We start from the raw sequence: 19,782 nt of genomic DNA, 5'->3' as shown, positions 1-19,782 counted from the left end.
CGGTGCGCGTTCAGCGCGCGGGCGTAGCGCCAGCCCTGAGTATCGAGCGAGCGGCGTCGATGCCCGCGTGCCACCCTGGCGCCCGCCCGCGGCCGGGCGGAACGAGGCGCGACGCGTCGACGCCGCCCACCTCAAGCAGCCACGAAATCAGCGAGTTGCTGTTCCACATGTCGTGCGACCCGCGTGGCCGGCGCCCCCACGTATGCCGGGGGACATCGGGCACGCTGGCGAGCAGACGGCGCGCAGGGGCGGCATCCATGTCGATCGCGACGGGCCCACCGACGGCGAAGTTACGGTCAGGGAGCATGCCATCGCGCCACCGGCGAACCTCGTAGCGAAACATTGCGGACAGGCCCAGCGGTACGGCGCCGACCGGCCCCGTCGCGACCACTCCTCGTGGCCCGCGCGGGGCGCCGACCACCGGCGTCATCTCGATCACGTGCCGCTGGCCGTCGAGGATCACCTCGAGTGCCGCGTGGAACAACGGCTGCGGCTCCCGGCGCTCGCGGCGCGCGACGAGCGACTCCCACCACCCGCTGGTGTGCGTGACGACGGTGCCGCCCGCGCCCACGGGCAGCCACCACAGGGTCACGGCGATGCCCGGATCGCGAGGGTTCATGCGACGAGCGTAGTGACACCACTGTGGCCGTCGAGGGGGTGGCGAGAGGTGCCCGATGCCGCATCGGCGCCCCCTGGTTATCCCCAGAGGTGCCGTTCCAGTGGCAGGCTCCCGTGTGCGCCGCTACGTTCGTGAACCATGACCGCCGAGCCCGCGACGCGCATCGAAACGGACGTGCGTCGCCGTATCCGCGAATCCGGCATGGACCCGGCGCGCGACGTCGCGGGGGTGAGGGCCCTCATCACCGAGGAGTTGGCCGCCTGGGACAGGCGAGCGCTCGCGGGGGTGGAGGCCCCGGTGGCCGATGCCGTGGGCACCGCCAAGCGGGTCCTCGACAACGTGGCAGGCCTTGGCCCGCTGCAACCGTATCTCGACGATCCTGAGATCGAGGAGATCTGGATCAACGCGCCCAGCCAGGTGTTAGCAATTCCCACCTTCTGACGCCCCTCGATCTGGTCGTGAAAGGTATTCCTTTCGTGCACCTGGAACGCGACACGCCGGATAGTTGCCAAGTTCCCAAGCGCGCGCCTACGGCGGCTCATCTACCAGGGGCTTCGCTGTATCTCGAAACGATCCTCAAGTGTGTCCACACTCTATGCCCAGAGTTATCCACAGGTGCGCGCGGGTTCTCCACCAGTTGTCCACCGAAAGTCCGGGGGCGTGTGGAAACCGCGAAACGGCGGGTGCATCATGTTCACCAAGTCAGATCCGTCACAAGGGCGGGTCGCAACGTTGGGAGCCTGACGTGAACGACAAAGTGGAGCACTACCTAGCCTTAGGCTCTCAAGGATCTCTCCTACGGGGAGACCTCAAGTGCCATCAGCAATGTCGTGTGGGCGATCCGGTCACTCGAACCTCAACAGTCCACCACGGACAAGCAAGGCCAGGCTCTTCGACACCGCCACACTCGGACGCTAAGGAACCCCAATGGACTGGACTATCCCCGCCACTGCGCTCGTCACGGGTGGCGTCACTCTCGGCAGCGCATGGCTCGGGCACGTTTACAGCGCGAAGACGCAACGCGAGGCGCTTGAAGAAGCCGGGAAACTTGAAGACAAGAAGCGGGAAGACGCCCGTGAAGTGTGGGAGCGCGAGAAGCAAGCACAGGACGAAGAGCGTAAGCGTGAACGTGCTGAAGCGGAGGAAGCGTCCAAACGAGCGGCATACGTCGCGGCGCTTGAAGCATTCGCCACATGGAAGCAGCGACCTGATGGCTCAGTGAACACTGAAACTGAAGCGCTAGAGAGTGCAATCCTTCGTGCGAGGCTTGTCGCAGGACAGCCGCTCGCATACGCACTTAAGCAACTTGGTGAAGAGGTCGACGAGATCGGTCAGGTCCCGTACGTGCAACTTGGAGCGTCCGAGGGTGGCGGTGTCGAGGCGGCCCATGCCATGGTTATGGCGCGCATGCGTGAGGAACTTCGCCGCTAGCCGCCCAAGATGGCAATCCCGATACTGGCAATAAGGGATAGCCCGGAGACGATGACGGCCACCACGGTCCACGTCCGGGACTTGGATCCTTCAAGGGACTCAAGGCGGTGAGTGACGTGCTCGTTCCGTAGTTGCCATTCGGTGCGCGTGACCTTCTCGGCCCTATCGGTGTGGATCTCTGTCTTTAGGTCCTCAACGGACTTGGCGAGGTGGTCAAGGCTTTTCCAGCACTACAGCAATGGTCGCTTCCGTGTTCGTCGTGGGTTCCATCGGTCATTCCGTCCTAGCCGGATCTCTGACGAGATATCCGGCTCCGAAGGCGGCAAGGGTGGTCAGGGCCACCGCTACCTCGGCGGGCACCTCGATGCCGAACAGGCTAAAGGCCCACACGATGACGAGAGCCTGCGGCTCCGGTGAGTCCTGATGCGGTGACCTTGGGAGATACCGTCTTGGCGCTCACAGGCTTGATTCCTGCACGTGCAAGGCTTCGCGATGGTGTTCGCTCCCACAATCCCGTCCTGCTTGAGGCCGGTGCGCTTCTGGAACTCCTTGACCCAAGCCTGTGGTCTGTGGGCCGAAGTCGCCGTCAACGGTCAGCAGGCTTGCGAGGCTTGACGCTCACATTCCAGCGATAGGCCGGGTAAGCCTTGCGGAGTCCGGCCTGAAGGATCCTGACCTTCTCGCCCTTGGAGCCTTCCTTGAGGACGCTCGAAGCCTTGGGCTTGGTGGATGAGGTGGTGGACTTTAGCCATGTGGTCGGGTTGATGAACTTGCCCGCCTTGATGACGTAGAAGTGCATGTGAGGGCCGGTCACGTTTCCCGTCGCTCCGGATAGGCCGATGAGGTCGCCAGCCTTGACCTTTGCCCCGTCAGAGACGAGACGCTTGGACAGGTGCGAATAGCCGGTGGTGACGCCCTCGCCTGCAATCTGAATGTTGGTGCCAGCGCGCTCGTTGGTGCGCCACTCGACGGTTCCGGAGTTGGCGGCGTAGACCTTAGTTCCAACCTTGGCGGCGTAATCGGTGCCGTCGTGGTCGGGGCGGGACTTGGTGCGGAAGCCGCTTGTGACGCGGGTGCCGGGGGCGATGGGGTGTGTAGGCATGGGAGGGGTCCTTACTGTGTGCGTGCGGTGGCGATCCAGTGCACAAGTTGCGCGGACTTCGAACTGGCGCACTTGGCTTGAATGCCGAAAGAGGTGGTCGAGATAGAGGTCATCGCGAGCATCACCGGATCGGCGCCAGCAAATGACTGGTAGTTCGTCAGGACCACGGTGGGAGCGGAGGAGAAGGGCGTCGCGAACGTGACGGTCGCCACGTCGGTCCACGCTGAAGTTCCGGCTGGGATGTTGGAGGTAGAGACTGTCCCGGCCTGGATCATCGCTCCGGTGTTGAACATCATCCGGACCCACGAAGACCCGTTGTGGCGGTAGGTGATGCCGTTGTCGGCACGGGTCGCCATCATGCCCGCGACGGGCGTGGGGATCGCGTCAAGTTCGGTGCCATTGGCTACACGGATGACGGCCTGGCGCATCAGATAGTTGTTGACATCTGACGACGTGAGGACTTCGTTTCCAAAGTTCTTGTAGGGCACTTATGCCTCCATGAGGGTCAAGGTGATGAACCAGTCATTCGGGGTGATCTCGTGAGAGATGCCGACGATGGTTGTGGTCTGGGTGAGGCTCCGGTGAGTGACGGAGACCCTCATTTGGATGTCGAGTCCAGCGGCGATATCCGGGTACTTCAGGGCATCGAATGTGAGGCTGGATACGGTGGGCTCGGGGCGGCTGTGACGGGCTAGGAGACGCTGAGCGAGCCAGGCCGCTTGGTCCTCGATCCCTTCGCCCATGGAGTCGTAGGGCGTGCCGGTGAAGATGGCCGTCTCTAGTTCCTCGGCACGCTCGCCCCAGGTCGCGGCGGCGGCATGATCCATGAACGCGCCAAGGGTCGTGTCATCCGCCTCGTTCTTGCCCACGGCACGAATGGAGAGATTGCGAGTCGCCAACGTGACCGTGGGGCCGGTGTCCTGCGTGGGACGGAAGTACAGGAAGCGGGCCAGAGAGGTTCCGGGCGATTCGTGCGTGATCGTGTACCAACGGCCAGGCCACAAGATCGTGGTCTCCATGGTCCCGGCGTTTCCCCACCACTGGACGGTTGTGGGGTGGGACACGAGAAGATCGACGCTGACCTCATAACGGCTTGCCGTCACGGGTGTGGCGTTGTCATCCCAGATGGTCCACGTCGTCCAGTCCGCACGCGTCAGGGTTCCGGGAGGCGGAGCCGTGGGGACGGTGATCGTCACACCGTTGTGCTTGCGCGAGTGGTTGGCGAACCGAATCGTGTTCGTGGCCTCGGCGGTGTCATACGAGACATCCGCTTGCGTGTAGCAAACGTGCAAGGGGTCGTCGGCGTCATGGACGTCGGAGAAGTGCGCGACGGTCTCGCCGTCACCCTCACTGATCCGGACAGTGCCTTCAGCGTCCACGTACCAGCCCACCCCGGCGCTGTTCGCGGCAATGTCGAGGTGTGAAGCGAGGTCTGACTGGTGGACGATGGGAGCGGCCCAGATGGTGCGCGGGCGTGCCTCAATCTCTACCGACTCGATGCCATAGACGCGGCCTGCCGGTCCCTGGACGGTCAGCGTGAAGGTGTCCTTGTTGGGGCAGATGATGAACGAATAGTTCACCCATCCGGTGCCGGAGGATACCGAGCGGGCATCTAGGGGCGCATCGGTGGTGGCGGTGATGTCCGTGGGACTCCCGGTCTCCACGGCGAGCGAGACACGCACATAGAGCACGCGGCCCTTCTCGCACTCGATGACGCGGGAGGATGCCGCGCCGGACAGGTCCGTACGAAGCAGGTAGCCGGACTCGTTGACTTCCCAGCCGCCCGACCACATGCCCACCTGGTCCTCGCCCTCCAAGTCCTCGACCTCCCACCACGTCGTCGGTTCGATCTGAGCCGGTGCGACGTAGGGCACGGAAGAGGACTTCAAGAGACGGGCGAATCGGGCCTGCCACGGCTCAGGACCGTCAGCACCATTACGGGGCGTTGAGGCAAGCCGGGAGACCGCATCCAGCGCCGTCATGCTGATGTATGAGCGGTCGTCTTGCTTGTCGTAGTTGACAGCGAATCGGTCAATCTGACCGGTGAAGAGCGTGGCGTCGGTGGTGTCCTCGATGAGGCGCACGGGCACACCGGGGCGGAGGTCGGGGTCATCGAGCGGGTTCACACCGTCAACAAATGAGGCGTTGAGCGTGCCCACCTCGATCTTGGTTCCCAGGCCCTCGCGGGCACCGCCACGGGTGACGCTCATCCCGGTGGAGTCGCACTCGATGGCCTCCCATGCGGTGCCCTCCGATGCGGTCGTGACCATGGCCTCAGTGCCGCCCAGCGTGGAGCGGTCGAGGATGAACACGCCGTCGATGGGCTGAAGTGCTTCTAGGCGGATGTGGCTCATGCGGCACGCCTTCCGTTGGCGCGCTCGTAAGCGGAGATCACGGACTTCACCTCACGCCCGATTGCTACCGGGTCACCCACGCCGGTGTGCACGTGGATTTCGTAGAGGTTGCCGCCGCTCGGGGTGCGGTTGATGAGGCTTTCGAGCTTGCTCAGCGGGAGGATGGCCTCGGACTCGCGGCCCTCACCAATCATGGCGAGCGTGGCGCGTGTCGCGATTCCACCGGACGCGAGCATCGGGATGTTCGGCACGGACCAGCCGTTGCCGCCGATCCCACCAGGCACCCATGACGGGATCGTGAAGGACACCTTGCCGACCGTGCGGTTCCAAAAGCCCGCGATGGCGTTGAACGCCCTCTTGAACGGCGAGGTGAGCCTTGTCATAGAGCGAGCTCAGACCTGAAGCCATCTTGGACGGGATGTCCTTGACGTAGGCCACAATCTTGTCCCAGTTGTCCGTGACCAGGGATACAGGGTTGTACGACCACACCTTCTTGACGAAGTCCCAAGCCTTCTGGAGCCAGCCCACCACCTTGTCCTTGCCACGGCGGAACGCGGCGGTGATGCGGTCCCAGTTGCGGGTGACCATGCTCATCGGGCTGAACTTCCACACAAGGCGATGAAGTCCCAGGCTCGCTTCAGCCAGCCCTTCACCTTGTCCACGCCTTTGCCGAACGCCTTGGTGATCCGGCCCCAGTTGCTCGTGATGAAGCCCAGCGGGCTCCACTTCCAGACCGCCTTGATGATGGTCCAGACCTTTGACATGAACTTGTTGACGTTCTTCCAGCCTGCGGCGAAGAAGCCCTTGATCTTTTCCCACGCGACCTTCAGGAAGGCTGTGAAGCCCTTCCAAATCTTCTGTCCGGTCTTGGTCTTCTTGAAGAAGAACACGAGGCCCGCGACGAGGCCAGCAATCGCCAGGATGATGATGCCGATGGGGTTGGCGTTCAGCGCCACGTTCAGGATCACCTGAGCGGCTGCGGCTGCGGCGGTCGCGGCCTTCCACAGTGCCATCGCGGTCGTGTACGCCTTGATTCCCAGCAGGATCGTGCCGACGACAACGGCGAGAGCGGCAAGCCAATCCTTGTTCTTGACGACCCACCCACCGAAGCCGACGAGTGCGGGCACGGCCTTCTGAGTGATCCACGTTCCGAAGGACTTCAGCACGGGAAGCACGGTGTCCGTGAACGTCTTACCCAGGCCCTTGACGGCGGGGACCACATTCTTCGTGAACCAGTCCGCGAGGGTCTTCAGACGGGGAACGGCCACGTCCTGAATCCACGTCGTCAGCGCGGCGAAGGCGGGCTCTAGGTTCTTGGAGACGTACTCGGTGACCTTGGTCATGACGGGCAGGAGGTAGGTGCCTAGGGTCGCCATGATGTTCTCGAACTTGGCCTTCAGGCGTTCCTGCTGACCGGCGAGGGTGTTGGACTCACGGGCGAATGCGCCTTGTGCGTCGGCGCTCTGCTCGTACATGAGTTCCTGGGTGGCGAGGGCCTTCTCAGTCTTCGTCAGTTGCTTCTCGTTGGTCTTGCCTGACTTGGCGAGAGCGCGGGCGTTGATCTCGGCCTGGCTGAGGCTGATGCCGTACTTGCGGAGGGGTTCGAACTCTCCACGGAGTGCCGATCCCATGGCCTCGGTGGCGGTCTGGACATCCCCGCCGAACGTGGCGGCGAGGTCGGACGACAGGCCAATAAGGTTGTTCGTGGTCTTGCCCAGGTCCTTCATCGGGACGCCCGCGTTCTTCAGGGTCGTACCGATGGAGGTGGCGGCAGTGTTGTAGGCGTTTTTCGACAGGCCCATGTCGGTGGCAGCGGACTTAGCCCAGTTGTGGACTTGCTTAGCGGAGTCCTTGAAGACGGCATCCACACCGCCCATGGACTGTTGCAGGTCGGAGGCGGCAGAGACGGCTTTCTTGGCTCCCACGACGGCGACAGCGGCCAGGGCGGTCGTGGCGATAGCGGCGGCCTTGCCCAGTTTCTTGGCACCGGCAGCCAACTTTGAAAAGCCGGTGTCGTTGCCCAACTGCTTCATGGCGCGGCTGAACTTCTTGGTGTCCGCGAGAACGGAGACCTGGATAGTCTGTCCGGCCATTCTTGGGGCTCCTTAGCGGTGGGTTCCCCGCCCGCAACCGGCGAGGGTCACAGTCACGGGCGGGGAGGTCTGGTTAGTCACGGTGGGCGTCGTTGAACGCGGCCACGAGGGCGTCGTGTTCGGCCTTGGTCAATGCCCAGTAGTCGGCGGGCTTGAATCCGGGGAAGGCGACGCAGAACGCGGCCATTGCGGTCAGGCGCTCACCGGCTCGGTAGGGTCCGGCTCGTCCTCGGTTTCGGTGTCACCAAGGCCCAGGACCTCGGTCGCCTCGGTCATCGTCAAGGTGATGGCGTCGTTCCACTTGAAGTCAGGGAAGCCGTTGCGGCGCTTGGCGATCATCGCCATTGCGGCCAGCATCTTGCCCTTGGGGGTTTCGTCCTCGCCAAGCGTGCTGATGGACGCTCCGGCCAGGTCTTCAATGGTGGCGATCTCGCCAAGTGTCAGGTTTTCGATGTCAAACATGTGTGTCCTCGCTATTAGGTCAGGTCGTGCTTCTTCAGCAGGTCCCCAAGGCCGTCATTGAGGGCTTTGAGAATCTGCGGACGGGTCTTGTTGAGCGCGTCGGAAAGGAAGGGCTGCGGCTCGATGTTGCGGGCGGGCCATCCGTAGTGGATGACTCCCGCGTACTTGGCGCGGGCTCCACCGGCACGGACCACGGCCTTGGTCTTTCCACGGCCAGCGCGGAGGGTGGTGGCGAGCGTCCCGCTGTCGGTGGGTGGCTGAGAGGCGTTGACGACCAGTAGGCCCAGCGAGTGCATGAGGTCTTTCATGTCCTCTGCATCAGCACCGGCCTTGCTCATGTCGCGGAGCGTGCGCCCCAGGCCCTCGACCCGGAGTCGCACGTCTCCCGACGTGATGGTGAAGTCATCAGCGGCCATCGGGCTTACACGCCTCGGTCAACCACCGGAGTGCCGACGATCTCCCACTGAGATTCGAAGGTGTACGTGTTGTCCTTACCGGCCTCGCCACCGATCTCGGGGCGGTCACCAATGGTGACGTTTCCCGTGAAATGCGGCTGGTCTGCGGACGGGATGGCGTTGCCGTGGGGTGCGTAGGTGAACGCCACGTCTTCGCCGGTGTTGTCCCAGATGTAGGACCACAGCGAATCGGCGTCGGTGGACTGAATGGCGGTGATGTTCAGGAAGAACTGACGGTCATCGCCCTCGGAGACATCGCAGAACGTCGTAACGTCGCTGTCCTTCTCCTCGTTGGTGATGGTCGCGGCGGTGACATCGCACTTGTAATCGACTGCGGGGGAGCCGACCGACAGCGTGAGGCCAACGCCCTTGATGCGGGTAGAGCCAGGCATGGTGAGCCTTTCGTTAGAAGGTGACGGAGCCGCTGATGGTGAGGTTCACGGCGAGGTATTGAGCGGTGTTGACGGTGAGCCCGAACGGCTCGGAGACCTCGACCACGTTGAGCGCGCCCATGGCGGTTTCAATCAGCGCGTCAAGGTCGTCGGTGACCTTTTCGTTGGTGCCCACGGGCGCGAGGATCGAGACCAGGTGACGGGTCTTGTATGACCCAAAAGGCTCGTCCTCGGTGCTGAGGTAGGGCGATCCGGGCTGGACGATGGCGCACGGTGCCACGGGCGCTTCAGGGACCCAGGCCCAGCCACGCAGACCGGCGTCGGTCAGGGCTGTAGCGATGGCCTCGCGTTCGGCTTTGAGTGTCATGCGAAGCCACCGCCTACGTAGCGGTTGAGGATGGGGTAGGCGGCCACCATGGGGTCACGGGCCACGCGGATCGGCTGCGCGTCAGGGGTGGCGAACTGCGCTACGCCGTTCTTGGTTGAGCGGCGGTGGAACAGTTCCGCGCCGACCTCCTTGACTGCGCGCCCCAGGACCGTTTCGGGCACCTCGGCGTCACCGACGTACACGGCAACGAGGTCGGTGGCCTCGGCGTGGCACTCGGTGATGAATGGCAGGTCGGAGTCACCCGCATTCACGTAGACAAGGAGGTCGGTAGCGGTCATGGCTTAGGCGGGGTCCACAACCTTGACCAGGCCCGAACGCTTCTGAACGAAGGACGCCAAGTAGCCGTAGAGGCTGAAGTCCTTGGACAGGTTCACCACGTTCTCGTCCTGGAGTCGGAACGGAACGCCGGACGCCTCCAGCGACTTGATGGCGGTGCGGTCGTAGGCAAGGACCGTGTTGGCGACGGAGCCGGGCAGGACGCGGAACGGAAGGCCAGCAACCGAACCGGAAGCGGTCTTGACGGTAATCTCGCCAACCTTGTCCGAAGGCTGACCGGTCACCTGAAGGATGCGATCCGTGGCAGGGATGCCGTACAGCGCGAGGAAGGTGGCCTTGTCAACGAACACGCCGTCGAGCGAGCGGCCCACGTTCTCAAAGTGCTCAGCAAGGTCGAGCACCATGGCAACGATGCCGTCCTGGTCGGTCAGGTCGGCCTCGACCTCAGCCAGGGCGTCACCACCGGTGGCGGCAACAGCGCCGTTGAGGATGGCGCGGGCGTAAGCCTCGGACGCCTGGCCATACTTCTCGGCAAGCGCCTCATACGACGTATCGAGGATGCCCACGTTGGAGCGCTCGATGGCCTGGCGGCTGAGCGAGGTCCACCCACCAATGGTCTTGATGGGGGCGGTCTTCGTGGTCAGTGAGACCTTGCCGAACAGCAGGTCATCGCCCTCAGCGGCCTGGACACCGGCCTGCGTGGTGTCGGACTCCAACTCGGCGTACTCGACATTCATGCCGGTCGAGGGAAGCGAGCCGGTCGCGAACGTCTCCAGGACGGGGCGGCGCTTCTTGATGATCTCGGTCAGGTCACCGATCCACGCGTCAGTAAGAACGGAGTCACCGGAGACGGCTCCGGTGTAGGCGCGGGTGGCGATGTCCTCGCCAGCGGCAACGCGCTTCACCATGTCGCCAATGGACTCGAACACGGGGCCGGTGGGCTCTGCGGTGCGGGTGGGGAGGGCGTCAACCTTGCGGTCAAGTTCCTCGATGGTCGAGCGAATCTCGGTGAGGTCCGCGCTGTAGTCAGTCTCAGGCATGGCAGCCCTTTCGTGAGTGGTGGTGGGGGTTTCCGCCTCGCGGACCTGCGAAACGGGGGCGTTGGCGCCGTATGCGCCAAACGGGACTAGGGAGACCTCACGGACGCGGACCTTGGTGCGCGTGATGGTGAGGTGTCGGGTCTTCGCGTCGGTGTCCTCGCGCTGCTCCTGCGGCTCAAAGCCGATGGAGAACTCGCGAAGTACGCCGTCCTTGGCGAGCCGGTACGCCTCATCGCCTCGGGGCGTTTCGCTCAGGCGTGCGGTGATCTCCCAGCCGGTCTCTGTGTCCTTGGCGCGGGTAATCAAGCCGATGGGCTCGTCATGACGCCAAAACAGCAGGGCGTCGTCGGAGTCCTGGACTGCGCCGCGTTCAAACGACTCGGTGTAGAAGTCACCGATCTCGGTTGGCGAGTTCCATGGCACGGCGATGCCGGAGACTTCGCGGGCGTCTTCATCGACGGCGCGAATCTGTACGGAGCGGTATTCGAGTTCAGGCATCAGCGGGCACCTCGGGGGAAGTTGGGGAAGCAAGCGGGGGAAGGCCCTCGATGTCGCGCACCTCGTCCACAGTGAGGAAGCCAGCCGTCAGCGCGATCTGGTGGGCCGTGTAGCGGGTGGTGGTGTCGGGGCGCAGGAGGGCGTCAAGGTTGAAGCGGGCGCTCTGCTGACCGGGGAGGACCTCGGACAGGGCGGACTCGATGGCGCGGAGGTAGGTCATCAGCGACCAGCGCACGAACGTCAGGTCGGCCTGAGCCACGTTGGTGTAGGTCAGCGAGGTGCCCTCAACGGCGGCGAGCATCAGGTGTGCGGGGACGCCAAACAGGCGGGCAATCTCCGTGGTGGTGAACTGCCGGTTCGCTATGAACTGCGCGTCTTCGGGGTTGAGCATGACCGGCGAGTACGACAGTCCGGCACCCATCACAGCGACCTCATGGGCCTCGCGCTGGTTCCAAATGTCCTTGTACTGCTTGGCCTGCTCAGCGGTGAGGTGCTGGTCAGAGGACAGCACGCCGCTAGGGGTGTCTCCGGAGGCGAACCACGCGGACGAATAGTTGCGAAGGTCAAGCGCCCCGGCGATCTCAGCGCGTGCGGCCTGGATGGGTCCAAGGCCGTACAGGACGCCAGCGCGGGGCATCAACTTCAGGTGGCGGAACTCGGACGGCTGAAGACGCTTGCTCTCATAGCCGAGCGTCCCGTCTTCCTGCGGCGAGCACTTCCACGGGTCCAGGACCTCGATGTTGCGCGGTCCCCGGTCATCGCGGGTGATGCGCCAGTACGCGTTACCCGTCAGCGCCAGCGAGTTGACCGTTTCCGCGAGCCATTCGCTCAGCGGCATAGCAACGTCGGGGCGACGGGCTACCAAGGGCGTGTCGATCTGCTCCCGGCCACGCCACACGTCAAGCGACAACTGCGACGCTGCGGTGCTCAGGATCGAGACAGCCCGGTAGACGGCCACCAGAGAAAGGGCGGTGTCAGTGTTGACTTCAGACGCGGCTGAACGCCTCGGGGGCATGACGCCCTCGGGGGTTTCAGTGTCGCGGTGCTCAGAGGCGTTGAAGCCGAGCCAAGAAAGGATTCCCATACGCCCTTATGTCGAGTTGGCGAAGGAAATACAGGGCCGCGCTAGACGAAGAGTTGAAGACCCTTGTCAAGGTCCTGCTCAGCGAAATAGACGGCGAGCGTTGTGGCTGTCACCGTGTCAATCTCGGCGGCCTTGGTGGCTCTCACCAGTCGGTAGCCGTCGCCCTTGTTCTTGGTGGTGACACGGGGTAGTTGGTCGGTCAGCAAGGGATCGCCGGCATGGCGGACCGTGCTTTGCATGGCGAGCGCGTAAGTGCGACTTGCCGCGTTGGTGAGGTCGGCAAGCGTGCCCCGGCGAGTGGTGAGGCCCCGGTCCTTCAACTCGGCCATGAGCGTGCCTAGCGAGTAGTTGTCAGCGACCCAAAGTGCGTTGCCGTGGCGGGCGGCCAGTTGCATGCAGACCTCGCGTAGGCGCTCCAGGGACGGCTTCGCGACGGATGCCACCACCTGAGTCTCAATGGCCCCGTCAGCGGCCTTCCAGGCGGCCACAATGGACGCGTGGGACCAGGTGGGCGTGCGGTCCAGTGCGAAGACCACGCCCTCAGCCGGGGCAGTGACCTCACCGGCAAGGCCGACCCACGTCGCTAGCGGCAACCACGTCGAATCAGTCGCGGTGAACCGGTTGAGGCGGTAGCGGATCGCGGCACCGGGGGACATGGCCCGCACGTCCTCGATGACCACGGCCACGTCGATACGTCCGCAAGCGATGGCGGGGTTAGCGGCCCTCAGGTACTCGGCAAGGGTCTCGTCATCCTCTGGCACCTCAGCGGCAGGGGCCTCCCAGATCGCGTGACCAATCTTGTCTTCAGAGGCGAGGCGGTACAGGTCGGTCAGCAACTCAGAGTCGTCATCGCCTGCGGTGGTGATGCCCACCACGATGCAATCGAGGCGGCCACCGGTGCCGTTCACGAGGTCCGTCCACAGCGACGGCTTCAGCAGGTGCACCTCATCGACCAACCCCAGGTCAATGGGGAGGCCTTGGAGGGCTGCGGACTTCGCGGCCTTGATCTCGTACTTCGCGCCCGACTTGGAGCGGAGCCCTCGGGTATCGGTCAGCGCGTCAAACCGCTTGGCTAGCGCCGTATTGCGGCGAATCGCCGTCATGGTCCGGTCGTAGACCAGACGCGCCTGTTCAGCACTGGACGCGATGCCCACGACGTAGCCCGAGACCTTCACCAGCATGAACAGCAGTCCCAGGGCGGCGGCAATCTCCGTCTTGCCGTTCTGACGACCCAAAGACACGAGGAACTGGCGATGCCTCAGATGCCCGTCCGCGCGCAGTTCGGTGATGGCCCGCAGCAGGTCCGCCTGCCACGGGTCGAGGTCGTGGCCAAACGCCGTACGCCACACCAGCCGTAGGACCGTCTCAAAGCGGTCGAACAGTGAGCCAGGGGAGTCCGGGAGCGGGGTAGTGGCGCGGGTAGGGCTAGCGTTCGGCAGCGTCACGGAGAGCGGCCTCTAGCGGGTCCTCAGCGCCAGCGTCAGCCTGTGGCGCGGTCTTCAGCAGCGAACGATACGTCAGCCCGAACTGCGCCACGGTGGCGGGCTTGGGGTCGCCGGCGTCGAGAAGGTCGGCAAGGCTCGTCAGGGTCACCAGGGCGGGCATATCGACCGGGGACAGCCACGGCGACGCCTCAATGAACGCCGTCACGGCCTCGCGGTAAGTGGTTGCGGTCTTCATGCCCCTATGTCGAGTTGACCGCGAATATTTGGCGCCCGTTGGTGCCAAGAAGCGAGGCGGGCGGGGTACGGAGCGCCCTCTCTAAAGAGACCCCAGCCCTTTCACAACCCGCCACTGGGTTAGGCGGGAGGGTGAGTTAGTCCCTCCCCTCACCCAAGGGTGTGAGGAGTATGGACTAACCACGCGTCCTAACCGCGTAAGTAGGGTTTTATCAGGCGCTTTGTGTGGCCCTGCTCAGTCCATCGTCAACGGTGAGGTGGACTGGGGGCATGTTCTCTGCACGGGCTCGACAAAGGTGGTACAATGGAGTCGCATACTGGTTACACTTCAGACTACCTTAGGAGACCACCACATGTCAACAGTAGCAATCATCTCGGTTCTTGTCCAGCGAGATGGCCGATGAGGCGCCTCACGGAGGCGGACCTCCTGCTTGCCCGCAAGATCGCCCAGCCGTTCGTCAACCGGATGGGCGTGGGTGAGGCCGAAAGCGCCGCAATGTCGGGGCTGCTTGAAGCGGCGATGAAGTACCGCGAAGGTGAAGGGACGTGGGAGGGCTATGCCATACAGCGCTGCCGCTGGCGCGTGCTGGACGCCTTGAAGCGCAATACGCCCGTCCCGACGACCTCCCTGCCGCCCGAGATGGCGGCTCCCGTGGTTGAACTGCCTGACGCGGTGGATGACGCCCTGGACGCCATTCCTGAGCCGCTACAAAGCCGTTTGAGGGCCGGAGACGTGGATATGCGGCGCACTGAGGACCGCGAGGCCATCGAGACGATTCGCGGGGTCGTGGCGTGACGGGGCATACGGCGCGCCTCCTTGTGGGCAACGTGTGTGCCACGTGCGGCCACGCTTGGCCCTGCCCCATGGCCGTAGACCCTCGGGAGGCGCCCAGTTCGGATGAGATGGTCCTTGCTGCGTTCTATAGGGCGTCTGAGCGATGACCCCGGCAAGGGACCGTAAGGACCTGAAGACCGCCCGGTGGGCGCGACAGCGTGAGCGCATCCTGGCCCGTGACGGGCACGCCTGTACGGCGTGTGGAGCGACCGAAGACCTCACGGTTGACCACATCATCGCGGTGGGTGCCGGTGGCGACGCGGAGGTGCCCGATAGCGAACTGGTGGCCCTGTGCAACGCATGCAATGGCCGCAAGTCGGATCGCCCCAAGGTCCGCCTGGACTACCGGGCAGAGAATTGGTTTTAAGAAACAATTACCAGAAATGCAATGTGTGCATTCTTGAAAATTGCAATTTGGGTCAATTTCTGGTAAGATTGACTCTCCCCAAACAAGCAACCCTTATGGAGGTTTTTCTATGTACGCAAGTGATTTCTTCAAGACTGGTGATGCCGTGCGCGTCGCCCTGGCTGCACCAGACGTGGCTGAGACCACCGGGCGTCTGCTGTCCATTGACAACTACGGGGTGACGCTCCTGCTCGATGGCCCGCCCGTGGTGCGGTTCTTCCCGTTCGCGTCAGTGGCCCACATGGACGGGTCAGAGGCCTCGGACGTGCGTGGGCGTGCGATTGGTGCCCTGAAGTGACCACGGCCTATGAGGTGGCGATGCAGGCGGTCGCGGACCAGGTGCACGCCGATGCGCGCCTGCGTGGCGCGATGCAACTACGTCGAGGGCGCCCCGCCGAACGGCTCACGGCTGGCCAGGTGCACGCGCAACTGCGGCACGACATCTCTCGCGATGACTTCAACACGTTTGTGGACGAGGGGCACGCTCTCCTAGACGTGGTGCGTGACGATCTCGCGGAGTGGACCGAGAAACTGGACGCAGCCGAACGTGCTCAGGTCGAGGCTGAGGCCACGCGCCAGCGTGTGCGCGCTCAGGCGGCGGCCCTGGTCAGCGCAGTCGAAGACGAAGGGCCGCTTCAGGCGCTCACGCTTGACGACCTCTTGAACCGTATTGAGCCGGGCTGGTGGGTTGAAGGGCTGCTTCAGCAGTCCAGCGTCGCGATCCTCGCCGGTGAGCCCGGCCTTGGTAAGTCATTCACCGCGCTGTCAATGGCGGCGTCCATCGCTACCGGTAGCGACTGGTTTGGCCAGAGCGTTAAGCAAGGTTCGGTGCTGTACGTCGTGGGTGAGGGCGCGGAGTCCTTCGGCAAGCGCGTGGCCGCATGGCAGGACACCAATGGCGAGATTCCCCGCGACCGGATGGTGTTCATGGACCGTGGCGTCAATCTCTCGCGCGAGGCTTCTGTCGCTCGTGTGGTCGAGTATGTGACTGAGCACAGCATCGACCTAGTGATTCTCGACACTTTCAGCCAGTTGACCAGCATCGACAACGAGAACGACGCCAGCCAAGTCAACAAGGCCACTAAGGCGGCTATCCAGATTCGCCAGGCTCGGCCAGGTGCAACTGTCTTGCTGGTGCACCACGTCAACAAGGCATCGGGCGGAGTGCGCGGCTCGTCGGCGCTTCGCGGCAACGTGGACACTGTGATTGTCGCCAAGGGCGATGAGAAGGGCTTCCGGCTCACCACGGAGCGCTCTGCGGACGGCAAGCAGAAGGACGGCAAGCCCGTTGACCTGCGCGGGTTCCATCTGGTGGATGCGGGTGCCTCTGCGGTCGTCGCGCGCGGGACCACACAGACGCCTGATGAACAGCACATCAGGGAGGTCTTGGCTGACGGTGAGTGGCACCCTATGGCGGACTTTGCGGAGAACGCTGACCCCGCGAGGCGGCGCTACAGCCGCATTCTGGACAGCATGCCCAATATCGAGACGCAAGGCACACGTCCCAAGCAGTACCGCCTCAACGCGGCGTAATCAGCACGCGGCGTACTCCCTTAGCCGGGCGGGTCACTTCGATGACCTCGCCCGGTTTTTCCATGTCCGGGACACACGTCGTGACCGGGGCGTTGTGAGGTAAGACGGACACCTCTAGGAGGCGGCCCGCAATCTCCCGCTTGCGTTCGTTGGGCGTCTCGGCCCACCGTGCACGAAATGCCTCAGCGGACGCCACGATGCCCGCGACGCCGCCTGTGAGGAACTGCTCCGCGATGCTGGCCCAGTCCTCAGCATCGGCTTGCACGAGAGCGGCGGACAGTTCGGCATCGGTTGATTCGTATTCGCTTTCTAGTGCCTCAACGGCTCTGCGAGCGGCACGGCGCGACACGTCAGTGCGGGCGTGGGCTTCCACCTCGGTGGCGTGTTCGATCTGGCCCGCGAGGTCGGCTCGCTGTAGCCGTAGGCGTGTCACAGCGCCGTCGTCGGGTGTTTGGCCCTGGCGCAACATCAGTTGCTCGCGCACGGCTTCGGTGACGTGATCCTCGATGATCTGCTGAGAGATTGTGGGGTGTGAGCCCCCGCCTGGCCGCTCGGCACAGGTGTAGAAACTCTGCTTGTAGCCCCGGCTAGTGACGACCTTGCCACGCATACGGCCACCGCAGGTTGAGCACTTCGCGACGGATGTCAGCCACCACCGGGATACCGGGCGGCCAGGGTTCACGTTGCGGTCGGGGTCGCGAAGAAGGGCCACAACCTGCTCCCACGTCTCGCGCGGCACGATCGGTTGAATGAGGCTGTGTTCCTGAACGACGCCCTTACGGACCAGGAGGCCCGCATTTCGCTCACGCAGCAGGGCACGGCGAACGTTGATGGGTTGCCACTGCCTGTCTCGGGGCGTGGGGATGCCTGCGTCATTGAGCCAACGCGCGATAGCGCGGATGGGCTCACCGGCGAGCACTCGGGCGTGCATATCGCGGAGTATCGCCGCCTCAGACTCACGGAGGGTGATGCCGTCTGGCTCCCAGCCAAAGACACGGTGAGCGCGATGAGGGATGCCCTGTGCCGCGCGCTGGTCGGCGGCACGCTTTTGGCGCTCGGCTTTGCGGCGGCCTTCGAAGCGGGCAATGCCTGCCAGCATCGTGGCGCGGAACTCGCCGTCAGCGGTGGTGAGGTCGATCTCACCGTCAACCGTCAGGACTGCGGCACCCGTGCCGGTGAGTGTCACGAGGTCGCCCACAGTGCGAAGCAGGCGGTCAAGGTCAACTGCCACGATCACGTCGAAGACGCCGTCCTTGGCGTCTTTGAGCATCTGCGCCCAGGCCGTACCGGCGCCACGCGCCTTCGAAGCGCTCACGTCGTCATCGACATACTCAGACGTGAGCGTCCAGTCTCGCGCCGCCACGAGGGCAGAAGTGCGCTCACGCTGGCGGTCGATGCCCAGAGGGTTTTCGCGGCTCTGGCGAAGGTAGATCACGGCACGCTTGGTCATGTCCTTAAATCTACTCTCGTCTTTGCGGTGTACCCAGGACTGGTGGCGATACGGCTGGGTTTCTAGCAAGGACGCCCGATGCGGGCGACACAGAAAAGGGGAGGCACATGAAGGACACACTGAGCAGGTGGGTGCTGGAGCGCATGGCTCTGGCGCGGGATGACCGCGGCGACGTTCCAGGCTGGGTGCTGATCACGCTGATGACGGCGGGGCTCGTCGCGGTGATCTGGGCGGTCGCGGAGCCCACGTTCAGGGACCTGTTCGATGACGCCATCGACGGTGTCACGGGAGGCTAGGCGCCGCGACGACCAGGGCAGCGCCACCGCAGAGTTCGTCATGCTCGGCACCCTCGTGGTGCTGATCGCGATCGGGCTCGTGCAGTTGGTGCTCGCGCTGCACGTACGCAACGTCCTGTTGTCGAGCGCGCAGGAAGGCGCGCGGCACGCGGCAGCCGCGGACCGCGCGCCAGCCGACGGTGCCTCGCGTGCCCTGGAGGTGGCGGGGGCGTCGATTCCCGGCGTGAGCGCTGCCGCGAGCGCCGAGGCCATCACGGTGGCGGGCGCCCCGGCCGTCAGCGTCACGGTGAGCGCACCCGTACCCGTGCTCGGCTGGTGGGGGCCTGCCGACATCGACGTGACGGCGCGAGCCCTCGAGGAACAGACATGACGGGGCCGCGGGGGAGGCGAACGATGGCGGCCGATGATGGCGGGGCCCTCGTCGAGTTCCTTGGCGTCGCGGTGGTGATCCTCGTGCCGCTCGTGTACCTCATCGTCACGCTCGCCCAGGTGCAGTCGGCGACGTTCGGCGTGGAGGCGGCGGCACGGTCGGCGGCGCGAGCAGGCTGCGGTCGCGGGGATGGAAGCCGTCGCTGCCGGGCAGGACTCGTCCGCCGCGATGGCTGCCGCAAGTGCGCGGGCCGAAGCCACAGTGGCCGTCACCGCCGAGGACTTCGGTCTGGAGGCGCCGGCCCTCGTGCTCGACTGCGATGGCGAGTGCTTCGCGCCCGGTTCGGACGTTGTCGCTGAGGTCGCGGGGACCGTGAACCTTCCCGGCATTCCCAGCCTGATTGCCGAGGTCGCACCCTTGGCTATCGACCTGCACGCCCGCGGTGCGTCGCCCGTCGACGGGGACGGGTGACACGGATGCGGGCGCGTGACGACGAGGGCTCGATCTCGGTGCTCACCCTGGGATGGATCGTGGTGGTGGCGATCGCGATCCTGGTGGTGGCCGCCGCGACTCAGGTACACGTGGACAGACTGCGCCTGGTGGCGCTCGCGGACGAGCCTGGCGCTTGACGCAGCGGACTCCGTCGACGGCGACAGGTACTACGCGACGGGATCCGGCTCGCTGGCGCTCGACGCCGACCAGGTCAGGGACCAGGTGGAGGCGCGGCTCGCCGACGACCCGGCACAGCCGTGGGTGTCCGAGGTGACCCTGATCGAGGCGGACGCACCAGACGGCCAGTCCGCCACCGTCGTCCTGGGCAGGACAGTGCCGCTGCCGTGGAACCTGGATGTCCTCGCACCGTGGGCGGACGGCGTGGCCATCACGGCATCGGCCACAGCCAGGAGCAGGCGACGCGCCAGCCGAGGCGCGCCGCAGGGCGGCCAGGACGCCATGGGCGGAGGCCACCGCGAAGGGTCCTAGGTCCCAATGAAGCCCCTGTTCCCGGGCGTACTTTCAAA

Annotated in this window: 29 protein-coding genes; 11 read left to right on the top strand and 18 right to left on the bottom strand. The window is 64.6% G+C overall.

Features of this window, described 5'->3' with window-relative positions; genetic code table 11:
- Positions 1-10: 10 nt before the first annotated feature.
- A complete protein-coding gene (locus QQK48_RS04160) occupies positions 11-619 on the bottom strand; it encodes a hypothetical protein (RefSeq protein ID WP_284327579.1) in 609 nt (202 codons plus the stop codon).
- Between the two features lie 138 nt (positions 620-757).
- Between QQK48_RS04160 and QQK48_RS04155 the strand changes: the two genes are divergently transcribed.
- Together QQK48_RS04155 and QQK48_RS04150 are read left to right on the top strand one after the other, a co-directional pair.
- Positions 758-1,060, top strand: coding sequence for a hypothetical protein (locus QQK48_RS04155; RefSeq protein WP_284327578.1), 303 nt, complete (start codon positions 758-760; stop codon positions 1,058-1,060).
- A 486-nt stretch (positions 1,061-1,546) separates the two neighbouring features.
- A complete protein-coding gene (locus tag QQK48_RS04150; protein ID WP_284327577.1) occupies positions 1,547-2,050 on the top strand; it encodes a hypothetical protein in 504 nt (167 codons plus the stop codon).
- Between the two features lie 344 nt (positions 2,051-2,394).
- Here QQK48_RS04150 and QQK48_RS21190 read toward each other — a convergent pair whose 3' ends face one another.
- The 16 genes from QQK48_RS21190 to QQK48_RS04075 all read right to left on the bottom strand — a co-directional run bounded on the left by QQK48_RS21190 (position 2,395) and on the right by QQK48_RS04075 (position 13,874).
- Entirely contained in the window at positions 2,395-2,640 is a 246-nt protein-coding gene (locus QQK48_RS21190) for a peptidoglycan-binding protein (protein WP_431308288.1), read from the bottom strand.
- Positions 2,637-3,152: a M23 family metallopeptidase gene (locus tag QQK48_RS04145; RefSeq protein WP_284327576.1), complete on the bottom strand. Its 516-nt coding sequence runs from the start codon at positions 3,150-3,152 to the stop codon at positions 2,637-2,639. Before QQK48_RS04145 ends, QQK48_RS21190 begins: the two co-directional genes overlap by 4 nt.
- An 11-nt stretch (positions 3,153-3,163) precedes the next feature.
- The gene (locus tag QQK48_RS04140; protein ID WP_284327575.1) at positions 3,164-3,640 is read right to left on the bottom strand and encodes an H-type lectin domain-containing protein; all 477 of its coding nucleotides are present in this window, start codon (positions 3,638-3,640) and stop codon (positions 3,164-3,166) included.
- Complete coding sequence (locus tag QQK48_RS04135; protein ID WP_284327574.1) at positions 3,641-5,506, bottom strand: hypothetical protein; 1,866 nt, start codon at positions 5,504-5,506, stop codon at positions 3,641-3,643.
- A complete protein-coding gene (locus QQK48_RS04130; protein ID WP_284327573.1) occupies positions 5,503-5,700 on the bottom strand; it encodes a hypothetical protein in 198 nt (65 codons plus the stop codon). Before QQK48_RS04130 ends, QQK48_RS04135 begins: the two co-directional genes overlap by 4 nt.
- Positions 5,690-6,100, bottom strand: a complete 411-nt coding sequence (locus tag QQK48_RS04125; RefSeq protein WP_284327572.1) for a hypothetical protein — start codon at positions 6,098-6,100, stop codon at positions 5,690-5,692. Before QQK48_RS04125 ends, QQK48_RS04130 begins: the two co-directional genes overlap by 11 nt.
- A complete protein-coding gene (locus QQK48_RS04120; RefSeq protein WP_284327571.1) occupies positions 6,097-7,599 on the bottom strand; it encodes a phage tail tape measure protein in 1,503 nt (500 codons plus the stop codon). The genes QQK48_RS04125 and QQK48_RS04120 overlap by 4 nt, the downstream gene beginning before the upstream one ends.
- 192 nt (positions 7,600-7,791) lie before the next feature.
- Positions 7,792-8,061 (bottom strand): hypothetical protein, encoded by a 270-nt coding sequence (locus QQK48_RS04115; protein ID WP_284327570.1) that lies wholly within the window; start codon positions 8,059-8,061, stop codon positions 7,792-7,794.
- Positions 8,062-8,075: 14 nt separating this feature from the next.
- Positions 8,076-8,477: a hypothetical protein gene (locus QQK48_RS04110; protein WP_284327569.1), complete on the bottom strand. Its 402-nt coding sequence runs from the start codon at positions 8,475-8,477 to the stop codon at positions 8,076-8,078.
- Positions 8,478-8,482: 5 nt separating this feature from the next.
- The gene (locus QQK48_RS04105) at positions 8,483-8,908 is read right to left on the bottom strand and encodes a hypothetical protein (protein ID WP_284327568.1); all 426 of its coding nucleotides are present in this window, start codon (positions 8,906-8,908) and stop codon (positions 8,483-8,485) included.
- A gap of 13 nt (positions 8,909-8,921) precedes the next feature.
- The gene (locus tag QQK48_RS04100; protein WP_284327567.1) at positions 8,922-9,275 is read right to left on the bottom strand and encodes a hypothetical protein; all 354 of its coding nucleotides are present in this window, start codon (positions 9,273-9,275) and stop codon (positions 8,922-8,924) included.
- Positions 9,272-9,574, bottom strand: coding sequence for a hypothetical protein (locus QQK48_RS04095; RefSeq protein ID WP_284327566.1), 303 nt, complete (start codon positions 9,572-9,574; stop codon positions 9,272-9,274). The genes QQK48_RS04100 and QQK48_RS04095 overlap by 4 nt, the downstream gene beginning before the upstream one ends.
- 3 nt (positions 9,575-9,577) lie before the next feature.
- Positions 9,578-11,110, bottom strand: coding sequence for an HK97 family phage prohead protease (locus QQK48_RS04090; RefSeq protein WP_284327565.1), 1,533 nt, complete (start codon positions 11,108-11,110; stop codon positions 9,578-9,580).
- Complete coding sequence (locus QQK48_RS04085) at positions 11,103-12,194, bottom strand: phage portal protein (RefSeq protein ID WP_284327564.1); 1,092 nt, start codon at positions 12,192-12,194, stop codon at positions 11,103-11,105. The genes QQK48_RS04090 and QQK48_RS04085 overlap by 8 nt, the downstream gene beginning before the upstream one ends.
- A gap of 41 nt (positions 12,195-12,235) precedes the next feature.
- Positions 12,236-13,639 carry a terminase large subunit domain-containing protein gene (locus QQK48_RS04080; RefSeq protein ID WP_284327563.1) on the bottom strand — a complete coding sequence of 468 codons (1,404 nt, stop codon included), beginning with the start codon at positions 13,637-13,639 and terminating at the stop codon, positions 12,236-12,238.
- Positions 13,620-13,874: a hypothetical protein gene (locus QQK48_RS04075; RefSeq protein ID WP_284327562.1), complete on the bottom strand. Its 255-nt coding sequence runs from the start codon at positions 13,872-13,874 to the stop codon at positions 13,620-13,622. The genes QQK48_RS04080 and QQK48_RS04075 overlap by 20 nt, the downstream gene beginning before the upstream one ends.
- A gap of 399 nt (positions 13,875-14,273) precedes the next feature.
- On the opposite strand from QQK48_RS04075, the gene QQK48_RS04070 reads away from it, so the two are divergent.
- The 4 genes from QQK48_RS04070 (at position 14,274) to QQK48_RS04055 (ending at position 16,647) form a co-directional block, all read left to right on the top strand.
- A complete protein-coding gene (locus QQK48_RS04070; RefSeq protein ID WP_284327561.1) occupies positions 14,274-14,669 on the top strand; it encodes a sigma-70 family RNA polymerase sigma factor in 396 nt (131 codons plus the stop codon).
- Positions 14,670-14,811: 142 nt separating this feature from the next.
- A complete protein-coding gene (locus QQK48_RS04065) occupies positions 14,812-15,075 on the top strand; it encodes an HNH endonuclease (protein ID WP_284327560.1) in 264 nt (87 codons plus the stop codon).
- A gap of 109 nt (positions 15,076-15,184) precedes the next feature.
- A complete protein-coding gene (locus QQK48_RS04060; RefSeq protein ID WP_284327559.1) occupies positions 15,185-15,412 on the top strand; it encodes an LSm family protein in 228 nt (75 codons plus the stop codon).
- Positions 15,413-15,531: 119 nt separating this feature from the next.
- Positions 15,532-16,647: an AAA family ATPase gene (locus QQK48_RS04055; protein WP_284327558.1), complete on the top strand. Its 1,116-nt coding sequence runs from the start codon at positions 15,532-15,534 to the stop codon at positions 16,645-16,647.
- On the opposite strand, the gene QQK48_RS04050 is transcribed toward QQK48_RS04055, so the two are convergent.
- Positions 16,634-18,097 carry a recombinase family protein gene (locus tag QQK48_RS04050; RefSeq protein ID WP_284327557.1) on the bottom strand — a complete coding sequence of 488 codons (1,464 nt, stop codon included), beginning with the start codon at positions 18,095-18,097 and terminating at the stop codon, positions 16,634-16,636. The two genes, QQK48_RS04055 and QQK48_RS04050, sit on opposite strands and share 14 nt — an antisense overlap.
- A 107-nt stretch (positions 18,098-18,204) precedes the next feature.
- Between QQK48_RS04050 and QQK48_RS04045 the strand changes: the two genes are divergently transcribed.
- The 5 genes from QQK48_RS04045 (at position 18,205) to QQK48_RS04025 (ending at position 19,744) form a co-directional block, all read left to right on the top strand.
- Positions 18,205-18,393 (top strand): hypothetical protein, encoded by a 189-nt coding sequence (locus QQK48_RS04045; RefSeq protein WP_284327556.1) that lies wholly within the window; start codon positions 18,205-18,207, stop codon positions 18,391-18,393.
- Positions 18,377-18,763 (top strand): TadE family protein, encoded by a 387-nt coding sequence (locus QQK48_RS04040; protein WP_284327555.1) that lies wholly within the window; start codon positions 18,377-18,379, stop codon positions 18,761-18,763. The genes QQK48_RS04045 and QQK48_RS04040 overlap by 17 nt, the downstream gene beginning before the upstream one ends.
- A 228-nt stretch (positions 18,764-18,991) precedes the next feature.
- A complete protein-coding gene (locus tag QQK48_RS04035) occupies positions 18,992-19,234 on the top strand; it encodes a hypothetical protein (protein WP_284327554.1) in 243 nt (80 codons plus the stop codon).
- A 5-nt stretch (positions 19,235-19,239) separates the two neighbouring features.
- On the top strand, positions 19,240-19,392 hold the full coding sequence (locus QQK48_RS04030; protein WP_284327553.1) for a pilus assembly protein TadG-related protein: 153 nt from the start codon (positions 19,240-19,242) through the stop codon (positions 19,390-19,392).
- A gap of 85 nt (positions 19,393-19,477) precedes the next feature.
- The gene (locus tag QQK48_RS04025; RefSeq protein ID WP_284327552.1) at positions 19,478-19,744 is read left to right on the top strand and encodes a hypothetical protein; all 267 of its coding nucleotides are present in this window, start codon (positions 19,478-19,480) and stop codon (positions 19,742-19,744) included.
- The last annotated feature ends 38 nt before the right edge of the window (positions 19,745-19,782 follow it).

Source organism: Demequina litorisediminis (assembly GCF_030161615.1).
Classification (GTDB): domain Bacteria; phylum Actinomycetota; class Actinomycetes; order Actinomycetales; family Demequinaceae; genus Demequina; species Demequina litorisediminis.
Note: the sequence above shows the minus strand (reverse complement) of the source record. Positions and strands in the feature narration are given on the sequence as shown.

Bases quoted from the DNA above. Each gene is read 5' to 3' on its own strand.
- QQK48_RS04160 (WP_284327579.1), bottom strand. From the start codon at position 619: ATGAACCCTCGCGATCCGGGCATCGCCGTGACCCTGTGGTGGCTGCCC.
- QQK48_RS04100 (WP_284327567.1), bottom strand. From the start codon at position 9,275: ATGACACTCAAAGCCGAACGCGAGGCCATCGCTACAGCCCTGACCGAC.
- QQK48_RS04060 (WP_284327559.1), top strand. From the start codon at position 15,185: ATGTACGCAAGTGATTTCTTCAAGACTGGTGATGCCGTGCGCGTCGCC.
- QQK48_RS04125 (WP_284327572.1), bottom strand. From the start codon at position 6,100: ATGAGCATGGTCACCCGCAACTGGGACCGCATCACCGCCGCGTTCCGC.
- QQK48_RS04110 (WP_284327569.1), bottom strand. From the start codon at position 8,477: ATGGCCGCTGATGACTTCACCATCACGTCGGGAGACGTGCGACTCCGG.
- QQK48_RS04035 (WP_284327554.1), top strand. From the start codon at position 18,992: ATGGCTGCCGCAAGTGCGCGGGCCGAAGCCACAGTGGCCGTCACCGCC.
- QQK48_RS04065 (WP_284327560.1), top strand. From the start codon at position 14,812: ATGACCCCGGCAAGGGACCGTAAGGACCTGAAGACCGCCCGGTGGGCG.
- QQK48_RS04075 (WP_284327562.1), bottom strand. From the start codon at position 13,874: ATGAAGACCGCAACCACTTACCGCGAGGCCGTGACGGCGTTCATTGAG.
- QQK48_RS04120 (WP_284327571.1), bottom strand. From the start codon at position 7,599: ATGGCCGGACAGACTATCCAGGTCTCCGTTCTCGCGGACACCAAGAAG.
- QQK48_RS04030 (WP_284327553.1), top strand. From the start codon at position 19,240: ATGCGGGCGCGTGACGACGAGGGCTCGATCTCGGTGCTCACCCTGGGA.
- QQK48_RS04130 (WP_284327573.1), bottom strand. From the start codon at position 5,700: ATGATTGGTGAGGGCCGCGAGTCCGAGGCCATCCTCCCGCTGAGCAAG.
- QQK48_RS04090 (WP_284327565.1), bottom strand. From the start codon at position 11,110: ATGCCTGAACTCGAATACCGCTCCGTACAGATTCGCGCCGTCGATGAA.
- QQK48_RS04050 (WP_284327557.1), bottom strand. From the start codon at position 18,097: ATGACCAAGCGTGCCGTGATCTACCTTCGCCAGAGCCGCGAAAACCCT.
- QQK48_RS04135 (WP_284327574.1), bottom strand. From the start codon at position 5,506: ATGAGCCACATCCGCCTAGAAGCACTTCAGCCCATCGACGGCGTGTTC.
- QQK48_RS04115 (WP_284327570.1), bottom strand. From the start codon at position 8,061: ATGTTTGACATCGAAAACCTGACACTTGGCGAGATCGCCACCATTGAA.
- QQK48_RS04150 (WP_284327577.1), top strand. From the start codon at position 1,547: ATGGACTGGACTATCCCCGCCACTGCGCTCGTCACGGGTGGCGTCACT.
- QQK48_RS04105 (WP_284327568.1), bottom strand. From the start codon at position 8,908: ATGCCTGGCTCTACCCGCATCAAGGGCGTTGGCCTCACGCTGTCGGTC.
- QQK48_RS04085 (WP_284327564.1), bottom strand. From the start codon at position 12,194: ATGGGAATCCTTTCTTGGCTCGGCTTCAACGCCTCTGAGCACCGCGAC.
- QQK48_RS04045 (WP_284327556.1), top strand. From the start codon at position 18,205: ATGAAGGACACACTGAGCAGGTGGGTGCTGGAGCGCATGGCTCTGGCG.
- QQK48_RS04145 (WP_284327576.1), bottom strand. From the start codon at position 3,152: ATGCCTACACACCCCATCGCCCCCGGCACCCGCGTCACAAGCGGCTTC.
- QQK48_RS04155 (WP_284327578.1), top strand. From the start codon at position 758: ATGACCGCCGAGCCCGCGACGCGCATCGAAACGGACGTGCGTCGCCGT.
- QQK48_RS04070 (WP_284327561.1), top strand. From the start codon at position 14,274: ATGAGGCGCCTCACGGAGGCGGACCTCCTGCTTGCCCGCAAGATCGCC.
- QQK48_RS04095 (WP_284327566.1), bottom strand. From the start codon at position 9,574: ATGACCGCTACCGACCTCCTTGTCTACGTGAATGCGGGTGACTCCGAC.